At 60.2% G+C, this 19,201-nt stretch carries 11 protein-coding genes; 8 read left to right on the top strand and 3 right to left on the bottom strand.

Annotated elements, in window-relative coordinates; translation table 11 throughout:
- The first annotated feature begins 49 nt into the window (after positions 1-49).
- Positions 50-3,016, top strand: coding sequence for a ligand-binding sensor domain-containing diguanylate cyclase (locus GWR55_RS15305; RefSeq protein WP_162403036.1), 2,967 nt, complete (start codon positions 50-52; stop codon positions 3,014-3,016).
- 29 nt (positions 3,017-3,045) lie between these two features.
- Here GWR55_RS15305 and GWR55_RS15300 read toward each other — a convergent pair whose 3' ends face one another.
- Entirely contained in the window at positions 3,046-3,492 is a 447-nt protein-coding gene (locus tag GWR55_RS15300; protein WP_162403035.1) for a DUF930 domain-containing protein, read from the bottom strand.
- A 145-nt stretch (positions 3,493-3,637) separates the two neighbouring features.
- Here GWR55_RS15300 and GWR55_RS15295 point away from each other — a divergent pair, with 145 nt between their 5' ends.
- The 3 genes from GWR55_RS15295 to GWR55_RS15285 are packed head-to-tail and all read left to right on the top strand — an operon-like array spanning position 3,638 to position 6,035.
- On the top strand, positions 3,638-4,711 hold the full coding sequence (locus tag GWR55_RS15295; RefSeq protein WP_162403034.1) for an ACP S-malonyltransferase: 1,074 nt from the start codon (positions 3,638-3,640) through the stop codon (positions 4,709-4,711).
- 20 nt (positions 4,712-4,731) lie between these two features.
- Positions 4,732-5,529, top strand: coding sequence for a glutaminyl-peptide cyclotransferase (locus GWR55_RS15290; RefSeq protein ID WP_162403033.1), 798 nt, complete (start codon positions 4,732-4,734; stop codon positions 5,527-5,529).
- A 29-nt stretch (positions 5,530-5,558) separates the two neighbouring features.
- Complete coding sequence (locus GWR55_RS15285; RefSeq protein WP_162403032.1) at positions 5,559-6,035, top strand: peroxiredoxin; 477 nt, start codon at positions 5,559-5,561, stop codon at positions 6,033-6,035.
- 167 nt (positions 6,036-6,202) lie between these two features.
- On the opposite strand, the gene GWR55_RS15280 is transcribed toward GWR55_RS15285, so the two are convergent.
- Positions 6,203-7,999: a DUF4440 domain-containing protein gene (locus tag GWR55_RS15280; protein ID WP_162403031.1), complete on the bottom strand. Its 1,797-nt coding sequence runs from the start codon at positions 7,997-7,999 to the stop codon at positions 6,203-6,205.
- Between the two features lie 333 nt (positions 8,000-8,332).
- On the opposite strand from GWR55_RS15280, the gene GWR55_RS15275 reads away from it, so the two are divergent.
- The 4 genes from GWR55_RS15275 (at position 8,333) to GWR55_RS15260 (ending at position 16,135) form a co-directional block, all read left to right on the top strand.
- Positions 8,333-9,661, top strand: a complete 1,329-nt coding sequence (locus GWR55_RS15275; RefSeq protein WP_162403030.1) for an MFS transporter — start codon at positions 8,333-8,335, stop codon at positions 9,659-9,661.
- 173 nt (positions 9,662-9,834) lie between these two features.
- Positions 9,835-11,514, top strand: a complete 1,680-nt coding sequence (locus GWR55_RS15270) for a sensor histidine kinase (protein WP_238398452.1) — start codon at positions 9,835-9,837, stop codon at positions 11,512-11,514.
- 187 nt (positions 11,515-11,701) lie between these two features.
- Complete coding sequence (locus GWR55_RS15265) at positions 11,702-15,229, top strand: carboxypeptidase-like regulatory domain-containing protein (RefSeq protein ID WP_162403029.1); 3,528 nt, start codon at positions 11,702-11,704, stop codon at positions 15,227-15,229.
- Between the two features lie 159 nt (positions 15,230-15,388).
- On the top strand, positions 15,389-16,135 hold the full coding sequence (locus GWR55_RS15260) for a hypothetical protein (RefSeq protein ID WP_162403028.1): 747 nt from the start codon (positions 15,389-15,391) through the stop codon (positions 16,133-16,135).
- Positions 16,136-16,290: 155 nt separating this feature from the next.
- Here the strand turns inward: GWR55_RS15260 and ppc are convergent, their stop codons facing one another.
- Positions 16,291-19,146, bottom strand: coding sequence for a phosphoenolpyruvate carboxylase (ppc, locus tag GWR55_RS15255; protein WP_162403027.1), 2,856 nt, complete (start codon positions 19,144-19,146; stop codon positions 16,291-16,293).
- Positions 19,147-19,201 lie beyond the last annotated feature (55 nt).

Genomic DNA, 19,201 nt, shown 5'->3' with positions numbered 1-19,201 from the left:
ACCTGACTTCCTATTTCCGGGATTTCCGCCGCCGGGCAGAACGTGCCTGATGCGCGTAATCGTTGCTGCGTCCTTTATCCTCGCCTGCTTCAGCAGTGCCCTGGGGCAGCAGTTCAGCTTTACCAGATATGGCCAGGACGAAGGCCTTCGCAACCTGGATGTCTTCGACCTGGTGCAAGATAACGCAGGCTTCCTCTGGGTCGCCACCGAGAATGGTCTCTTCCGCTATAACGGTGCGGATTTCCAGCACTTCGGTCCGACGGAAGGCATCGGAGAGTCCCTCGTCCTCGGACTTCACAAAGACACTGCAGGACGAATCTGGGTTACGACCAATGACCACCTGTATGTCTTTGATGGAACACATTTCCATCCTGCGCCTCTGGAGTCTGCAAGAATGCAGTTCGGCGCAGGCCAAATTATCACCTCCATCGACCCCGGACACCTTCTCTTCATCGCACGCGGCACCTTGATGCTACTTTCAGAGGCCCGCGGGCCATCCGGACAGAGAACGTGGCGGGCCGAGCCGTTCTTCAACGAAGACGATATCCAGACTCTCCCTGCACTGGGAAAGGTGTCGAGCGTTCTCGCTCCGGCCGGGAACGCAACTGGGCGCGTACTGTGGTTCGGATGTGGCCGCTCTCTCTGCAGGTTGCAGGATCCTCTGGGCGCGAACGCAGCAGGGCGCGTTCAGGTCTACTCCGCTTCGCAGGGCCTGCCCGCCGACTCCTGGACTTGCCTGTTCCAAAGCCGCGAGGGAGATCTGTGGGTGCGAAGCCGCAAGCACGTCCGTATCCTCGCACACGGTGAAAGCCAGTTTCGTAGCCGTGATCTCCCTTCAGGCAGCGAGGCTGGAATCTACAACGGATCCGGCATCCTGACGATGGCGGAAGATCCCCAGGGCGCCGTGCTGACCCAGACCAATCGTGGGCTGGCTCGCTGGGAGAAACAATCGTCTGGATGGGAGATCTTCGACACCTCCAACGGCATCGATTTCAAGGATGTCAGCGCACTGGTCTTCGACCAGAACGGCGTTCCCTGGATCTCGACCCGCGGCCATGGCCTCTACCGCTGGAGAGGGTATCGCGAGGTGCAGAACTGGACCATCGCCCAGGGGCTGCACGATGACGTCGTCTGGACGATCTTCCGTGACGCGGACCATCATCTGTGGATCGCCGATCAGTTTCAGCTCAATCGCCTGAACACCGAGAGCCACCGACTTACCACCCCTGCTCTCTTCGGCAGGATGCCGCTCACCCACGGCACCGGATTCGCTCAGGCGCCTGACGGATCGCTATGGGTCTTCACCATCGACGGCGAGGTCTTCCGCACCGACTCCAATATCAGCCGAATCGTCTTCCGGAGTAGACTTCCCAGCCTCGCCCGTGTCTTTCAGGACTCTTCGCAGCGCATCTGGATTCTCTCGCGCGATGGGCTGTACGTCATCCCCGACCCGCAGGAAACCATCATCGAGAAGATGCTCGATCCCATGCTTTCAAGCGATGCCTTCGCGGATGCTGCCGAGACACCGGACCACGACCTCTGGTTCCTTTCCGATCACCAGCTCTACCGGATGCCGCACACGCCCGGTCCTGTCCAGCGCATCGCCCTCGATCCCGATGCAATTCGGGGCCAGATGCGCAATATCGCCGCAGCGCCCGACGGCAGCCTATGGGTTGGCGGCGGTATTCCTGCGCTGCTCCACCTTCAGATGAAGGACGGTCAGCCCACCTCTGCAGTCTCGGTGACGCCACCGAACCTCCCCTCGAATGACGTTCAGATCGTGCGATTCGACCGTCGAGGATGGCTCTGGGTCGGCACAGACCTGGGAGTGGACGTCTTCAACGGATCCTCGTGGCGCCTGCTGACCCGCAGGGATGGCCTCATCTCCAACGACACCGACGAGGGAGCCTTCTTCGCCGACGAAGACGGCTCCATATGGATCGGCGCCAACGGTGGAGCGATTCACCTGCTGCACCCCGAGCGTCTCTTCACGATTGCGCCGCTCGACGTCCGCTTTCTCTCCGCCGGTGTCGGGGACCGTCCTCTTTCGCTTGAGAAGACCTCCATGGTCTCCTGGCAGGACTCACCGCTGAACGTTAGCTTCACCTCGCTGGACTTCGCGCGCGGCGATGCCATCCGGTTCCGCTACCGCCTCTCGGGAATGGAGTTCGACTGGAGCGAAACAGGCTCGCATTGGCTGCACTATCCAGCCATTGCTCCCGGGGATTATCGCTTCGAGCTGCAGGCGATCGACCCGGATCAGCAAAGGCATTCGCCCATCATCTCACTGCAGTTCACGGTACGGCCGCCATGGTGGCGCACACGCGCCATGTATCTGGTGCTCGGCATTGCATCCTTCGGCGCTTCCATCCTGGTCTGGCACTGGCGTGAAAATCGTCTGCTGGCCCGACAACGCATGTTACGCAAACTCGTAGCGCAGAGAACGCGAGAATTGGAGGCGGAGAAGACCGAGTTGCTGGCTGCCCGCGAGGCACTTCGCCTGCAGGCCACACGCGATTCGCTCACCGGCATCTGGAACCGCTCTGCAATTCTTGACATTCTCGCCCGTGAGATGGACCGCTCCCGGCGCACAGGAGCCACGCTGGCCGTCGTTCTCGCCGATATCGACCACTTCAAGCAAATCAACGACTCCATGGGCCACCTTGCTGGAGACGCCATCCTGCGCGATGCTGCCAACCGCATGCTCCATCACATCCGGCCATACGACTTTATCGGTCGCTACGGCGGTGAGGAGTTCCTGATCGTGATGCCGGCTCTGCCCCCCAAAGATGCGCAGCCGCGGCTCGATCAGTTGAGGATGTCCATCTCGAATGAACCCTTCCACTTCGACCATCACTCCGCAAAGGTGACCTCGAGCTTTGGGGTCGCCTGGTACAACTCCAGCATGAGCAGTCATGTCGATGAGCTGATCGGCCGCGCGGACGAAGCCCTGTATCGGGCGAAGGCCGATGGTCGCGATCGGATCGTCTTCCATAACGATCTGCACCCCGAGTAGAGCTGCGAATCCGGAGAGTCTGCGCTCGTCTACTTCTTTGCTTCCGACACGGGCGTCGCCTCAAAGCCGCTTGCTCTTCCCCGGTCCGGATCCAGCTCGCAGGTGAAGTTGAAATTGGTCCAGCCATCGGCAGTTCGATATTGACCGGATCCGGTCAATCTGCGGTCACTCTCAAGGACCAGCGTCGATGGATCGGAAGTCCCCAGGAACACGCGATCTGTACCCGGCGCCGCCTTCTTCCAGTACTCCGTTGCACGCGGCCTGCAGATTACCTCGGCCACCTTCTTCGCGTTCGACCACTCGCGTGCAACCTTCCGGTCACTCTCCGACCGCATGGACTCAATCTTCATGTCGATAACCCTGGCCTCTCCGGCCGACAGCGCCGGCTCCTTCCGTGAGGATTGGTTGAGCGCAGGGAGAACACCCAGCAGAAATACAGATAAGACTGCAAATATCGGAAGCACTCTACATTTCATGTTTTTCCTCTTCCCGGAGAAGATACAGCAGCCTGGCATATGATCTTTTGTTTCCGAATCTGTTTTACGAGTTGTTCCAGGAGTTAGAGGCTAACACCTGACCACAGCGAGGGAGAACAGCCGCGCTCATTTACGATATTTATCAATGATGAAACCAGTTTTTCTCTTTCCCGGCCAGGGATCGCAGGCCGTTGGAATGGGCCGTGACCTCTATGACACCTTCCCCTCTGCCCGCGCAATCTTCGAGGAGGCGGATGACGCCCTCGGCTTCGCTCTCTCGAAGCTGATCTTTGAAGGACCCGAGGATCAGCTCAAGCTGACTGAACATACGCAGCCGGCCATCCTCACCGTCTCGGCAGCGATTACGCGCCTCCTTTCGGAGCGCGGCATCGTGGCGACTCTTGCCGCGGGACATTCGCTTGGGGAGTACTCCGCGCACGTCGCCGCCGGAACGCTCAGCTTCTCCGACGCGGTCCGTACTGTCCGCCTGCGGGGCCGCTACATGCAGGAAGCAGTTCCCGAAGGACAGGGCTCTATGGCCGCCATCCTCGGACTCGCCGCCGACCGCATCACAGAACTCTGCGCACAGGCCTCGGACGAGAACACGACCGCTCCGCCGCCACCGGTCAATCCGGATTCTGTAAATCCTGAGGCAATCGCGGCGGCCAATGCTGGAGTGCCTTCAGCAGCCGCTGCAACCAACCCGGAGGCCACCCGCGCGGCGATGGCGCGTTCCATCGTGGCGCCCGCCAATCTCAACTCGCCCGACCAGACCGTGATCTCCGGCTCAACCGCCGCGGTCCAGAGGGCCGCCGAACTATGCAAGGAAGCAGGCGCCAAGCGGACGGTGATGTTACAAGTCAGCGCTCCCTTCCACTGCGCCCTGATGCAGCCCGCACAGGACCGCCTGGCCATCGACCTCGAATCCGCCGCCTTCAGCGACCCCACCTTCCCGGTCGCATCCAACGTCGATGCACGTCTGATCTCACGCGGAACCGATGCCCGCGACTGCCTCATCCGCCAAGTCACAGGGGCCGTGCGCTGGGTCGACTGCATCCGTCTCCTCGCCCGGCAGGAGATCACCCACTTCGTCGAAGTCGGCCCCGGCAAGGTCCTCACGGGCCTCAACCGGCAAATCCTCGGAAGAGAGTCCGCCATCCCCTCGCTCCACGTCGAAGATGCTGCATCGCTCGAAAAGACGATTGCGGTCCTTACTTAGATCACGAACCTTCCGCAAAGATGCTCACTCGATGGATTCGCTACGCCTGCGGTCTCCTGTTGCTTCACACAGCCGCAGGCGCGTGCTCGAAGGCCCAGGTTCCTGTCGTCTACACCTATCAGGTCGTCGCAAAATATCCACACTCCACCACGAGCTACACAGAAGGCTTCTTCTATCGCGACGGCTACTTTTATGAGGGAACAGGCCTCAAAGGACACTCTGAGCTTCTCGTGATCCGTCCCGAGACCGGCAAGCCTGTTCAGCGGCTCCCTTTGCCCGCTCAATACTTCGGCGAAGGAATTGTGGATTGGGGACCGAACCTCTACCAATGGACCTGGCAGTCTCACACCTGCTTCGTGTACGACCGCTTCAGCCTGCGACCTGTCCGTCAGTTCACCTATACCGGCGAGGGCTGGGGTATGACTCGCTCCGAAAAGCAGATCATTACCAGCGACGGCAGCGCGACTCTACGCTTTCGCGATCCCTCCAGCTTCAAGGAGCTCCGCCACATCACCGTCCACGATGGCTCCCATTCCGTCCAGCAGCTCAATGAGCTCGAATACATCAAGGGCGAGATCTACGCCAATATCTGGCACTCCGACCGTATCGCGCGCATCTCTCCTAAGGACGGACGGGTGCTTGGCTGGATCGACCTGACCGGCATCCTGGCCGATAACCAGCGAATCGACTCCGAGTCGGTCCTGAACGGAATCGCGTATGACGCTGCACACGACCGGCTGTTCGTCACCGGAAAACAATGGCCTTATGTCTTCGAAATTAAAATAGTCACGCGGCCACCTATAAAGGTGTCCCGCTAAGCCGATCAAGAAAGTTGAGACAAGCAACGATGAAACCTGGCGATCTCGTAGAAGACTTTACCCTCCAGAATCAGGACGGAAAAGACGTCTCCCTCTCCGACTTCAAGAACTCTCCCGTCGTCCTTTTCTTCTATCCCCGCGCCGACACGCCAGGCTGCACCATCGAGTCCTGCGGCTTCCGCGATGCGTTCACGAAGTTCCAGAAGAACGGCATCGTCGTCCTCGGCATCTCGCGCGATACCGTTAAGGATCAGAAGAAGTTCAAGGACAAGTACGACCTTCCCTACGATCTTCTGGCCGATCCGGATATGGTCCTGATCAACCGCTACGACCTCATCAAGCCGAAAAACATGTACGGCAAGCTGGTGAAAGGCGTAAAACGCACCACCTATCTCATCGGACCAGACAAGGGAGAGGGCCAGCGGCTGATCCACATCTTCGAAGAAGTGAAGCCTGAGGGTCACGCCGAAGAGGTCCTGGCGCTGCTGAAGAAGCAAAATCCTTAGATCAATTTCCGCCTGGGCAGTGCCGTCAAAAACCGTCATCCTGAACGCAGTGAAGTATCCCTGTATCCTGCTCCGAAGCACCATAGATGCTGGAGGCAAAATATAGGGATTCTTCGCGTTGCTCAGAATGACGAACCGAATGATTGCTTCTGAAGAGGAGCCGAACTCTAGTGATCCAGTTCATCCAGTGAAGTTGCCCATCCAAGGTCGCGCTCGGAGGTGATCTGCCACCTGCCGTTCGCGCGCGTCATCAGCAGCAGCGAAGGCACAAACCACTCGGAGGCCATCTTTCCGTCCTCTTTGACGGTATAGTGCTTGATCAGCCTCGCCTTTGCGGTGTTATCGTCGGCCCGGGTTATCTTGACGTTCTCCATCTTCACGGACCAGTCGTCTCTGCGCCGGTTGATGGCGGCCAGTTTATCGGCCTTGACCTCATCGCGGCTCAGGTTGTGACGCAGGAAATACCTCTCCACGGGATCGGCGTAAAAGGCCGCCTGAGCGTCAGCGTCCCTGGAGTTCATGGCCGCCTCCCAGTCCGAGATCACCATCACCGGGTCGGGATCGTCTCCCGGTTGCTTTGCCAATATGGGTGGCTGAGGTGCGGGGGCGGGCGCAGCAGCAGCCGGGGAGGGCTGGCTCACCGGCGTTGCACTCTCAGGATGGCTGGGCATATAGAGCCACACCAGAGGGGCAACGACCAGAACAATGAATGCCGCGATCCATGCGCTCCACTTCAGCCACTTTGAGCTCGCCTCCGGCTCGTCCTCGAAAGAGGATGCACCCAACATATTCTTCGCCGGAGCAGATAGCGCCGGCTGCGCAGGAGCTTTCGTCACGGCAGCCGTCCGCGGCATAGCCGGCTTCAGAGGCGTGATCGCAGACGAACCACGCTGCGCAGACGGAGCCTTCAGTGAGGGCGCTTCGGGCTTCACGGGTAGAGCAGGCTTCTTTTCTTCCACCGTATCTTTTTTGCTTTCCGCAGATTTCTCCAGCCTGAAGGATGATGCGGCAACGTTTGCCGAAAGCGGCCTGACGTTTTCCGCAGAGGCGATCGGAGCCTCTTCTGCGGGCTTAGATGAAGCCTCTAAAGTTTTTTCCGCGACGCCTGGGGCACCCGACTTCGGTACATCGGCCTTCCTACCGGAATCCGTTTTTACCGCAGTCGATGCTTCGACAGTGTCGGGCAGCTTCACTTCGGGGGCTAGGATAGCCTTTGGGGCCTGGAGCTGTTTCTCTTCAACGGTAATCTCCTCTTCCAGGACAGTAACCCGAACTTGTGGCGATGCTCCCGGCTCTGTCGTTGAAGACGCGGTAGACCCGGATGCGGACTCTACGGGCAGGCGCTCCCGGATCGGCTCACCGGCCACCGGAACTTCCGCTGTAGCCGGGATATCAGATTCCGCCATCGAACGAGTCGGCTCGGCCTTCTTGCCGGGTTCCCCTGCGGATGCAGGCTCCGCGTCGCCTGCCGGCGGATTGTCACTGGGTGTTTCCGATGCCACCGGGACTGTAGACGATGCCTGCACGAATGTTTGCTGGGCCGCAAGCACGGGTTCGACAGAGTTCGCTGCCAGGCGCTCCACGCTAGCAGACGTTGCCGCAGGGCCATCGACCTTCTCTAATGGACTCGCCCAGCCCGACAGCCCCAACTGAGTCAGCATGTCATCGAAGATGTGGTCCAGCTTCTCCTTGACCACCACATCCTGAGCGGCCATGCCCAGAAAGGCCGATGCCTGAAACCGGACGTCTGCATGAATGACAGTAGCGCCGTTTTCGCGCTTTACATCGATCACCGTAGTATCCCGGCGATTGATCGCTCGCGGAGAAGGTCCCAGGCCGAGCAGCGTAATCTGACTGCCTTGCCGTACAACTTCGTTTGACAGCGATCGCAGACAGCCTTCCAGCACTCCTAAAACCAGCTCCGGATCCTGACCCTGAACCCGTTTCGTCGTTTGAAATCGCAAAGAGCCCTCTTTACCAAGACAAAAATAAGGTGATCCAACACCCGAAAACCGCAATGCCTGTAGCGGCAGCTTCCACGCAGGCTTAATCCCCCGGTACAGCCAACACAAGAAACGGTGCAGCCGGAATCAACCCCGGCGCCAGGAACCACACCCGCCGAAGCAGAGGCGCTCCATAGACATCCAAGGTACTCCCGTTCTACGACGCATGAAAGCTGCTTCCGGATTGCCGCTGCGGCAGAATTTTCACATGCACGCTTCTTCCGAATGCAGCCATTCTGCCACGCCCAGGTCGACCGGAATGTTTCTGCACTTAAAGTATGACAGCATAGAACCATGGCTGATGGTGACAGTCGATCTTCCGCGCGGGCGGGGGATGCCTTTCGTTCGCGTAATTTCCGTCTCTACCAGAGCGCAAGACTCCTGGCGGTTATTGGCGCTGAGGCGCAGTCGCTCGCCGTCGCCTGGCAGGTCTACCAGATCACGAACTCCGCACTCGACCTCGGACTGACTGGCCTCTCGCTCTTCCTCCCCGGCCTTATCTTCATGCTCGCCGCCGGACACACTGCCGACCGCTACGATCGCCGCAGGATCATCCTGCTGTGCTATGGCCTGCAGGCAGTCTGCACCAGCATACTGCTCTGGCTCTCCCTCCATCCGTGGGCCCTCGCTGGCCACCGCGTCTGGCCCATCTACGCTGTGCTGGTCGGAATCGGTATGGGCCGGGCCTTCAGCGGTCCCGCTTCCAGCGCACTGCTCCCCAGCCTCGTGCCGAAGGATCACTTCGTCAACGCCGTCACCTGGGGAGCCACGATCTACCAGATCGCAAACATGTCAGGCCCCGCAGTCGGCGGCCTTCTCTTTACCCTTCCGCTCGCCGGCACTCTGCTCCCGCTCCGTGGAGCCCCCATCGTCTATCTCTTCACCCTGACCATGCTCCTGGGTTATCTCGTCCTCGTCGGAATGATGCGCCCCGATACCATAGAAAGAAAGGCCAGCTCTTTCAGCACACGCACCGTGCTCGCCGGTCTGGAGTACGTCTGGCGAACCAAGCTGCTGCTCGGCTCCATTTCCCTGGACCTCTTCGCCGTCATGCTCGGCGGTGCGGTCGCACTGCTTCCCATCTTCGCCAAAGACATCCTGCACGCCGGGCCGCGCGGCCTCGGACTTTTGCGAGCCATGCCCAGCGTCGGCGCTCTCGCTGTCTCCCTGCTGCTCGTCGCTCGCCCCATCAAACGGCGGGCAGGAGTAACCATGCTCATCTGCGTGGCCATCTTTGGAGCGGCAACCATCGTCTTCGGACTCTCCCGCAACCTCTGGCTCAGCCTGGTAGCGCTCATCATTACTGGCGCGAGCGACATGGTCTCGGTCGTCGTCCGCTCCAGTATGCTGCAGCTTGCCACGCCACCTGAGATGCGAGGCCGCGTCAGCGCCGTCAACTGGCTCTTTGTTGGAGCCTCCAACGAGTTCGGGGAATTTGAGAGTGGCGTTACTGCCAATTGGTTGGGGGCTGTCCCGGCCGTGATCCTCGGCGGAATCGCTTCCGTCATCGTGACATTCTCCGCCTCCATTATCTTCCCCAAACTCCGCCGGGCCGACGCCCTCACTGCCGAGTCGCTCATGGAGATTAACCAGGAGCTCAGCGCCGCAGAAGCAATCGACTGAACCCGCCTGACTGACTCGACCGGGAGGAGTCATCCTGGACGAAACCTCTCTCAGCCGCATCGAGAGAGAGCGACTCTAAGGATCGGTAGCCACCGTTGAGAGCAATCAGGACTTCCCAGGCTGTCGCCTTACAAACCGCTCATCCGTGTTCTCCAGCATCTAACTTCTCTGTCATGACCACGGATTTTCAAACGCAGATCACGGAGCTTCAGCGCGAGATCGAATTCATGCGCGAACGTGAGAACGTGCTCATGCAGATCGACGCCACCACTCGCACCGCCACCGACCCCACCGAGATCACCTTTAGCGCCGCCACTCTTCTGGGCCGCCACCTCCGCGTGAACCGTTGCGCCTACGCAGAGGTTGAACTCGATCAAGATACTCTGGTCGTTATCGGCAACTTCATCGATGGCCTGCCGTCGATGGTCGGCAGCTACACGCTGCGTCAATTCTCCAGCGCTGCTTACGACCTGCTTACTGCTAGTAAACCTTTCATCGTTGAGGATACCGAGACCGATCCTGGCTGCGCCTCAGGAATCGAAGCCTTTCGTGCAGCCGGCGTACGGGCGACCATCTCTTACCCGCTGATGAAGGAAGGGCGACTCACTGCCATCCTCGCGGTTCACACCATGGAACCGCGCCGTTGGCACAAGCAGGAGGTCACACTCGTCGCTTCGATCGCAGCGCGCTGCTGGGAGTCCATAGAACGCGCACGCGCGCTCCGCGCTCTTGAAGCCGACCGTGAAGAGCTGCGCCGCAGGTCCATCGAGAGCGAGCGGCAGCATGCGGAGCTGCAGACCATCTACGACACCGCGCCCATCGGCCTGGCCTATTTCGATCTCGACGATTATCACTACCTTCGTCTCAACGACAACCAGGCTGCCTTCTTTGGTCTTAAACCCTCCCAGGTCGTAGGCAAAACGCTCACACAGATGTCACACATTCCCGTTCTCCGCGAACTGTTTGACCAGGTCGCCCGCGGCGAGCCTGTCGTGAACTATCCCCTCGAAGGAACTCTCGTTACAGATCCGGCCGACCATCGTTACTGGACGGTCAGCTACTTTCCCGTCTATGGTCCGGATGGAGCCATGCAGGGGATCACTGCAGCCTCGCTTGAGATCACGCAACAGAAGAAGGCAGAGAAGGCACTGATCCAAACCGAAAAGCTCGCTGCTGTCGGCAGGCTGGCTGCCTCCATCGCTCACGAGATCAACAATCCCCTGGAGGCCGTCACCAACCTTCTCTATCTGGCGCAGCACTCAGGCTCACTCGATGAGGTTCACGATCTTCTTCAAACCGCCGACGCCGAGTTGCAACGCATCTCCGTCATCGCCGCGCAGACCCTTCGTTTTCACCGCCAGGCCAACAGTCCCCAGGAGATCGATACCGCGGCGCTCGTCGATGAGACGCTCAACGTCTATCACGGACGTTTACGCAACTCTCCCGCGCAGGTCTCTACGCGAATGCGGGCTGAGCGCTCCGTTCGATGCTTCGATGGCGAAATCCGTCAAGTGCTCGCGAACCTGATCGCGAACGCGCTCGATGCAATGAGCTCGACTCCCGGAGACCTTTTCCTTCGCACCCGGGAGGGTACCAATTGGTCGACAGGGGAGCGCGGCGTCGTCTTTACCGTCGCCGATACCGGCTCCGGTATCGCAAAGGATACGGCTCAGCGCATCTTTGAGCCCTTTTTCACCACCAAGGGAAACATCGGCACCGGCCTCGGCCTCTGGATCAGCAGAGAGATCATCACCCGCCATCGTGGCACGATTCGGCTTCGCTCCAGCCAGTCGCCAACCCGCCATGGCACAATCTTCGCGATCTTTCTTCCGTTCGATGCCGCAAGGCGCTGACGATACCGGCGAGCGCTCGATCCCTGCCGGGGAAAGCTCCGGGCGGTCCAAATTTGTCCTTCATCCGTAAAACATATTTCTTACAAGCGAAATCTTCTGTTGACAGCTCTACCCTGCCTTCCCTAACCTTTGGGGCGATTTTCATCTGCGAATATTGCTCTCCGTCAGTGGAAAGGTGCCCCAACCTATGCAGAACACTCTTCCTCGGTGTGTCAGAACGCTTCCCCGCATCGTCCTCCCCCTTCTCACGATGGTCCTGCCCCCCGTCTCCGTTCTCGCCCAACTGTCGTCAGCGGCGGTAAATGGAACCGTCAAGGACAATACCGGCGCCGCCATCCCCAAAGCGGTTGTCGTGCTTCAAAACACCGCCACCTCCGTCGAGCGCAGCACGTTGACCAACGACGGCGGCAACTATGCCTTCCCCTCCGTCGCTCCCGGACGCTATACGGTCCGCGTCTCCGCACCTTCGTTCCAGACCGAGCAGATCAACGCCTTCGACGTGGGAGTAGACCAGGTCATCGCCCTCAACTCAACCCTTCGCGCAGGTGACGTCAAGGTCGCCGTCGAGGTTGAGGCCGAAGGCGTGCAAATTGAGAGCGCTACCTCACAGCTTGGCACCGTGATGGAGCAGAAGAAGGTCCAGGACCTTCCTCTCAACGGCCGCAACTTCACCCAGTTGCTCACCCTCACGCCTGGCGCTACCCCCGTGTCGGTCGGCCAGAACTCCAGCGGCGGCAACACGGCGGTGACAGCGGGCTCAACGTTCTCGTTCCCTTCCATCAACGGGCAGCCGAACCGTTCCAACCTGTACCTGGTCGACGGCATGAACGATAACAACGCCTGGTACAACACCTACGCGGTTGCCCCGGTCGTCGATTCCATCCAGGAGTTCAAGGTCAACTCACACAACGACGCGCAGTACGGCCAGGTAACTGGCGGCGTCGTGAACGTCGCCACCAAATCCGGCACCAATGCGTACCACGGCGCGCTATGGGAATACATCCGCAACAACGCCTTCGACGCGCGTCCCCGGTTCGCCGCTCTTTCGGCCTACCACCTCAACCAGTTCGGCGGAGTGTTCGGAGGTCCGCTGAGCATCCCAAAGATCTATGACGGCCATAACAAGACCTTCATCTTTTTCTCCTATGAGGGAACGCGCTATAGCAAGGGCAACGGAATCTACTTCCTGCAGCCTACGGCGGCGCAACTGGGCGAGAGCACGTGGGGCGGCCCGCAGGATCTTTCCGTCGCAGACTTCAGCACGGCCACAACTGGCGTAACAGGCTGCTCCGACAAAACTGCGACCAGCACATCTGCCTGTCAGCTCTACGATCCAACCGTCGCGAATACAGCCTCCAACCGTCCGGCCTTTGTCGGGAACCAGATTCCGGTGTCCAGGATAGATCCTCGTTCTGTCGCCCTGGTCCACAAGATCTTCTCAGCTCCGGTCAATGTGCCCGGCTTCGCGCCAACGCAGTACAACGGCGTCATCACCACGCCAACCCGGCAGACCAGCCATAACTACAGCGCTCGCATCGACCAGCACGTCCGCGACAAGGATTTCATCTTCTTCCGTTACAGCGGCATCAGGATGAACACGGTGCAACCAGGCAACGTTCCCCACCTGCTCACCACCACCGACCTTCCGGCCGAGCAGTACGGCGCTAGCTGGATGCACATCTTCAGCACCAGCACCAGCATGCAGGTTCAATACGGTCGCACGCACGTCGGCTATAACCCCGACACGCGCTTCGATATTCCTAATGCCGATCTCCTCAGCACCTACGGGGTCGACAGCTCCTTTTCGAACTTCGTCGGCGGCGTCTCCCTGTTCCCCTCCATCTCCATCACCGGCTACTACAATGGCGGCGAAAACAGCACACCCTCCAAAAACCTCTCCAGCATCCACGAGTACAAGGGTCAGGTCATTCACACTGTCGGTCGCCACCAGATCACCTGGGGAGGTGGCTGGGACCAGGCCAACTTCGAGCAGTACCAGCGCAGCGGCTCCATTACCTTCAATGGAGCCTCGACCGGCAACTTCGCCGGAAACCCCGGCTCGACCGTTCCCAGCCGTCAGTCGACCCAGTCCGGCAACGGTCTTGCCAGCTACCTGTTGAACTTTCCCTCGAACTTCAACTTCCGCAACGTGCTGATTACGGAGCGGCCGGGCGGCATTGCATCAGCGTTTATACAGGACTCGTTCAAGATGACGCCGACCGTAACCATCAACGTGGGCGTCCGCTACGACCGCACCGTCATTCCGCAGTACGGCACTGACGCAACGATTGGGCAGCAGGGATCCATCGAGACCGGCGACTTCGACTTCGCCACCGGCAAGTACATCATCCAGGTGGCGCCGCCGCTCTGCTCCGACCGTGGACACGCTCCCTGCCTGCCCTCGGCCACACTGCCTGCCAACGTTGTGATCTCCCCCAATCGCAAGATCATGCGCGGCACAAAGACGAACGTCGGCCCGCGCTTTGGTCTGGCATGGGCAATCAATCCCAAACTCGCCTTCCGCGCCGGCTTCGGCATTAACTACGACAACTGGTCGACCGTCATCCAGCTCCCGCAGAACTACCAGGGCTCATGGCCAGACGTAGGCACGCGCGCGCTCGACAACACCAATACTCCGGGCAACACCTACACTCCCTCGCAGAATCCCTTCGGATCGAGCTCCGGCTCGCAGCCCGCAGCCACGCCCTTCGATGCGACCAACGTCAACTACTTCGTCGATCCCAACATCAAGAACCCCTACTCCGAGCAGTGGAACATCGGCTTCGAGCAGCAACTGACCAACAATACGGTCCTGTCGGTCAACTACGTGGGCTCGCAAAGCCACCGCACGGACATCGGCGGCTACACCAACATCGGCCAGCCCGGTCCGGGAGCCTCCTTCGCTGCCCGCCGCGCCGCCGGGACTGCCGGACAGCCCTTCCCCTACACGGTCCCCAACCGATGGGATTCGTCCAACGGAAACGCCAGCTACAACGGCTTGCAGGCATCGCTGCTGCGCCAGTTCCGCAACGGGCTGGGCTACACCGTCGCATATACGTGGAGCAAGGCCATCGACTCCGGCCAGTCCGGCTGGTTCGGCGTAGAAGGCAACGGCCTGCAGAACCGCTACGACCTGCGCGGAAGCCGCTCGGTCGCCGCCTACGACATTCCTCACATGCTCTCTGTAGGAATGAACGGCGAACTACCCTTCGGCAAGGGACGGCGCTTCTACACGGGCAACAGCTTTGCCGATTTCGTCCTCGGAGGCTGGCAGGTGAACTTCATCTTCACGGCTCGCTCCGGTCAGCCCTTCACCATCAATGCTGCTGGCGACATCGCCAACGTCGGCAATGGAAGCACCTACGAACGCGCCAACGTTGTCGGCGATCCTCATCTTGAACATGCGTCAGCGGCAAAGTGGTTCGATACCGCCGCCTTCGCGATCCCGGCCAGTGGAACCTACGGTAACTCCAGCCGCAATATGCTGCGTACGCAGAGGCTGTGGAACCTCGACGCCTCCGTCTTCCGCACCTTCCCCATCTATCACGAGATGAACCTCACCTTCCGGGCCGAGAGCTTCAACGTGGCCAACCATCCCACACTTGGAACTCCCGGAACGACGATCACCTCGCCCGCCACCTTCGGAGTCATCAATAGCGTAGCCGCCAATACCAATCAGCGCCTGATGCAGTTTGCCGCCAAGATCAACTTCTAATCACAGCCTCAACGCTCTGTGAGAGCCTGCGCCCGGCCTCCGCGCAGGCTTTTCTTTTGCAGATTTTCGGTGGCTTCTTGTCGCACATGCCCGCTATCGTTTAGCGTCAAAGCGGCCCGAAAATCACGAAACCCTGATCATCTGGTCGACGGAGGCACTTTGCAAAACGGAATGAAGGCCGCGCTCGGCGGGACCCTGCTTGTTCTCATTATCGCTGGCGTACGTGTTGGCATGATCTATCGGGAACGCAACGAAGCCGCCAAAGCCCCAGCGCCAACGGTGCAGCGCGAGAAGATCGCCGATGACGATCTCGTTTTCCTGAAGAAGAAGCGCCAGTCCTCAATGGCCGACGCAAAGGAGTTGAACGGCTCAACCCTCTGGGTCTCCGCGGGCGGGCAGATGGACTACTACCCTGCCTCCGGCAAGCACATAAACTACGGCAAGACATCGGGCACACTACTCGGTGCTCAAAAACTCGAGGTGCAGGACTTTGTCGAACAGGTCGCGCCGAAGTCCGCCACGCACCGCATTCCCGGCGGGGACCGCCAGGTCCTTATGCTGTTCACCCTGCCTGACCAGGACAATCACAAACAGGTCTACGGGGTTCCAATCGGATACCACGAGAACGGCCAGTACACCTTCTATCTCGACGAGATCTTCTTCTATGATGACCCGCACCAGCTGTATGCGCACTGGGGCCCTGAGATCTGGAAGGCCGTCGACTCCCACCAGGTCATCCTGGGGATGAGCGAGCGTGAGACCCAGCTCGCCCTCGGGCAGGTCTCCAAGAGCGTCAGCAACGATTACGGCAACCGGCTGGTCGTTTATTCGAACTTAGGCAAGCCCATCGCCGTAACGTACGTTAACAACAAGGCGACGGCCTTCCGGCCCGATCAGGGCTTCTAATCGGGGATACCGGCGCAGCGGCGAACTACTCCATGCCGTGGAAGGCTTTGCGGGCAGCGAAGTCGGCGTCGAGCTGGCCATAAACCCCTGCCCGGGCGGAAGCCTGCAGCATCATCGTTTGGACGTGAACGCAACAGCCTGACACGACACAACGATCAGCCCGTATTCCGCAGCCCGGCGCTGATGCCGTTGATGGTCGCCGAGATCGCCCGGTTCAGCTCGGGAGAATCTGCCTCTCCCTTGGCAGCAGCCATCCGCTTGCGGCGAATCAGCTCCACCTGCAGCAGACTCATCGGATCGACGTAGGGATTGCGCAGCCGGATCGAGCGCTCGAGCACGGGGTTCGTCTCCAGCAACCGCTGCTGGCCGGTCACGGCGAGCAGCATCTTGTGCGTCAGATCGAACTCCGCCTTCAGCATCGAGTACACGCGATCGCGCAGGGCTCCATCCTCCACCAGCGATGCATAGAGCTGCGCGATCCCGAAGTCGGACTTGGCCAGCGCCATCTCCACATTGCGAATGATGTCGAGGAAGAGCGGGAAGTCGCGAGTCATCGACTGCAACTGCGCCAGGCCATCGGGATTCTCGCGCACGAAAGCATCCAGCGCGTAGCCGACGCCAAACCAGGCCGGAACCAGCTGGCGCGACTGCATCCAGCCAAAGACCCACGGAATCGCACGCAGGTCCGCCATCGAGCGTTTTCCGGTGCGCTTGGTGGGGCGAGAGCCGATGCGCGCATTCTCAAGCTCCGCAACCGGCGTCGCCTGCTCGAAGTAGGTAAACGTGTCGGGATTCTCGATGATGTGCTTGCGATAGAACTCGAAGGATGTCTGCGAGAGCTTTTCCATCGCAGTCTCCCACGCGGGAGTGATCTCCCCGGTCAGGTGCGGTGTCTTCGCGTCCTTCTTGAGAATCGCATCCGGCCGGGCCAAGGCATCGAGCGAAGCTGCGATCATCAACTCCAGGTTGCGCTCGGCCAGCACCACGTCGGAGTACTTCCAGTTGAGAACCTCACCCTGCTCAGTCAGACGCAGTTCGCCGGAGAAACTGTCCACCGGCTGCGCAAAGATCGCGCGATGCGTCGGGCCTCCCCCGCGACCAACCGTACCACCGCGGCCATGGAAGAGCCGCAGCGTCACGCCGCAGTCCGCAGCGACGCGATGCAGCTCGCGATGAGCCTTCCAGATCTCCCATGTGCTGGTGATCATGCCGCCATCTTTATTCGAGTCCGAATAGCCCAGCATGATCTCCTGGCGGTGCCCCCAGGACTTCAGCAGCGGCTGGAACGCTTCGCTGGACCAGAGTCGCCGCATGATGCCGGCGGCATTCTGAAGATCTTCGATCGATTCAAACAACGGAACCGGCTGCAGACCGGGATCGCCACCCGGACCATCTCCACTGGCCTCGACGCGAACGCCACCGAGCCTTGCCAGCCAGAGCACATTCAGCACATCCTCTGCGCTCGTCGCCCCGCTGATCACATACTGTCCGATGGCCTCTGCCGGATACTTCCGCTTCAGCTCCGCGATGGCGCGGAAGGTCTCAAGCACCTCGGTGGTCTGGGGCGACAGCGCCGCCGGAAGCCGCAATTCCGATAGATCGGCATTAGCCTGGGTGCAACCCGCAATCTCAGCCACCGCCGCCGAGTGAACACGCGCATGCTGACGGATATCGAGCGTCTGCAGGTGCAGACCATAGGTGCGCACCTCGATCAGTAGAGGATCGATCAGCATCTGGGCGAGCCGCTCGCCCTTGTTCTCCATAAGGCTGGAACGCAGAACCGAAAGATCGGACAGCAAATCTTCCTTGCGCGAGTAAGGCTCGAGCGCTGGTTTCGGAGGCAGCGGAACCGCGCTCTGCGGTGTGGCTCCAAGCCTCATCAAAATGCATGCAAGTAGAAGCCGCACATACTCAAAGTGGAATCGCTCTTCAAGGCCGGTCTGCCCGGCCGTGCGCAGCTGGCTGAGATAGCGATCCAGCAGCGCCTGCAGCTCCTTCGAGACCGGGACCTGCTGGGTCGAGCTTCCAAGCTGCTCAAAGATATCCTGCAGCCTGCGGCGATAGTGGTTGAGGAGTAGCCCCTGCGCCATCGCCAGCGACTCCGTCGTGGTCTGCGAGGTCACAAAAGGATTGCCATCGCGGTCGCCGCCGATCCACGATCCGAAGGTCACCAGCAGGGGGAGATCGGCAATTGGAATCTTCACCTCCGGGTACTCGGCCTCGATGGCCGCGGCAACTTCCGTATAGAGCACCGGGAGGGTGTCGAACAGGGACGCTTCGTAGTAATCGAGCGCCATGCGCGCCTCGTCGCGTACGGTGGGCCGTGCGCTGCGAACGTCGTCCGTCTGCCAGAGCGCCGTAATCTCCCCCGTCACCTCATCCTCAAGCGATTCCAGCTCCTTCTCCGGAACCGCGATGCGATCCAGCCGCTCCAGCAGGTCGGAGATGCGGCGGCGCTTGAACATGACCGAGCGCCGCGCCACTTCAGTGGGATGCGCTGTGAACACCGGCGTAATCACGATACGCCCCAGCATCTCTATCGCCCGCTTTGCGTCAAAGCCGGCCTCGCGCAGCCTGCGCAGCGTACCGCGAAGATCGCCGCGCTGCGGCGGAGCGTCGTTCAACTGGCTGGAACTTCGTCTGCGCTTGCGATGATTGGTCTCGGCAAGGTTGATCAGCTCAAAGTAGAAGCTGAAGGCGCGTGCAAGCCGGTAGGCGCGGGTCAAATCATCCGCATGCGTGTGGACCCGATGGATGGACTGCTGCAGCTGTGCCGCGGCGGCCGAGTTATTTTCCGCTGCATCCGCCTCGCGCCTAGCAATCGCCGTGCGCCTCAGGTCCTCAACGGCGTCATACAGCTCTTCGCCCGATTGTTCTTTAAGAACCTCGCCCAGCAGCATTCCGAGCGAACGCACATCACGGCGAAGTGGAGCTTCTTTCAGCTCACCGGTGGAAGCAAGCAGCTCCGAAAGGCGCTGCGGCCAGTTTGAGGGGGTCCAGAGAGACGGCATCACTATTGATTATGCACCGTCGAGAGATCCGACGAGAGCCAGCCACAAACGACCA

It is taken from the genome of Edaphobacter sp. 12200R-103 (genome assembly GCF_010093025.1).
Classification (GTDB): Bacteria; Acidobacteriota; Terriglobia; order Terriglobales; family Acidobacteriaceae; genus Edaphobacter.
The sequence above is the reverse complement of the archived record's forward strand: the minus strand, read 5'-3'. Positions and strand labels throughout refer to the sequence as shown.

Excerpts from the sequence above, each read along its gene's own strand:
- GWR55_RS15285 (WP_162403032.1), top strand. The coding sequence starts at position 5,559 with ATGAAACCTGGCGATCTCGTAGAAGACTTTACCCTCCAGAATCAGGAC.
- GWR55_RS15300 (WP_162403035.1), bottom strand. The coding sequence starts at position 3,492 with ATGAAATGTAGAGTGCTTCCGATATTTGCAGTCTTATCTGTATTTCTG.
- GWR55_RS15275 (WP_162403030.1), top strand. The coding sequence starts at position 8,333 with ATGGCTGATGGTGACAGTCGATCTTCCGCGCGGGCGGGGGATGCCTTT.
- GWR55_RS15265 (WP_162403029.1), top strand. The coding sequence starts at position 11,702 with ATGCAGAACACTCTTCCTCGGTGTGTCAGAACGCTTCCCCGCATCGTC.
- GWR55_RS15290 (WP_162403033.1), top strand. The coding sequence starts at position 4,732 with ATGCTCACTCGATGGATTCGCTACGCCTGCGGTCTCCTGTTGCTTCAC.
- ppc (WP_162403027.1), bottom strand. The coding sequence starts at position 19,146 with ATGCCGTCTCTCTGGACCCCCTCAAACTGGCCGCAGCGCCTTTCGGAG.
- GWR55_RS15295 (WP_162403034.1), top strand. The coding sequence starts at position 3,638 with ATGATGAAACCAGTTTTTCTCTTTCCCGGCCAGGGATCGCAGGCCGTT.
- GWR55_RS15305 (WP_162403036.1), top strand. The coding sequence starts at position 50 with ATGCGCGTAATCGTTGCTGCGTCCTTTATCCTCGCCTGCTTCAGCAGT.
- GWR55_RS15270 (WP_238398452.1), top strand. The coding sequence starts at position 9,835 with ATGACCACGGATTTTCAAACGCAGATCACGGAGCTTCAGCGCGAGATC.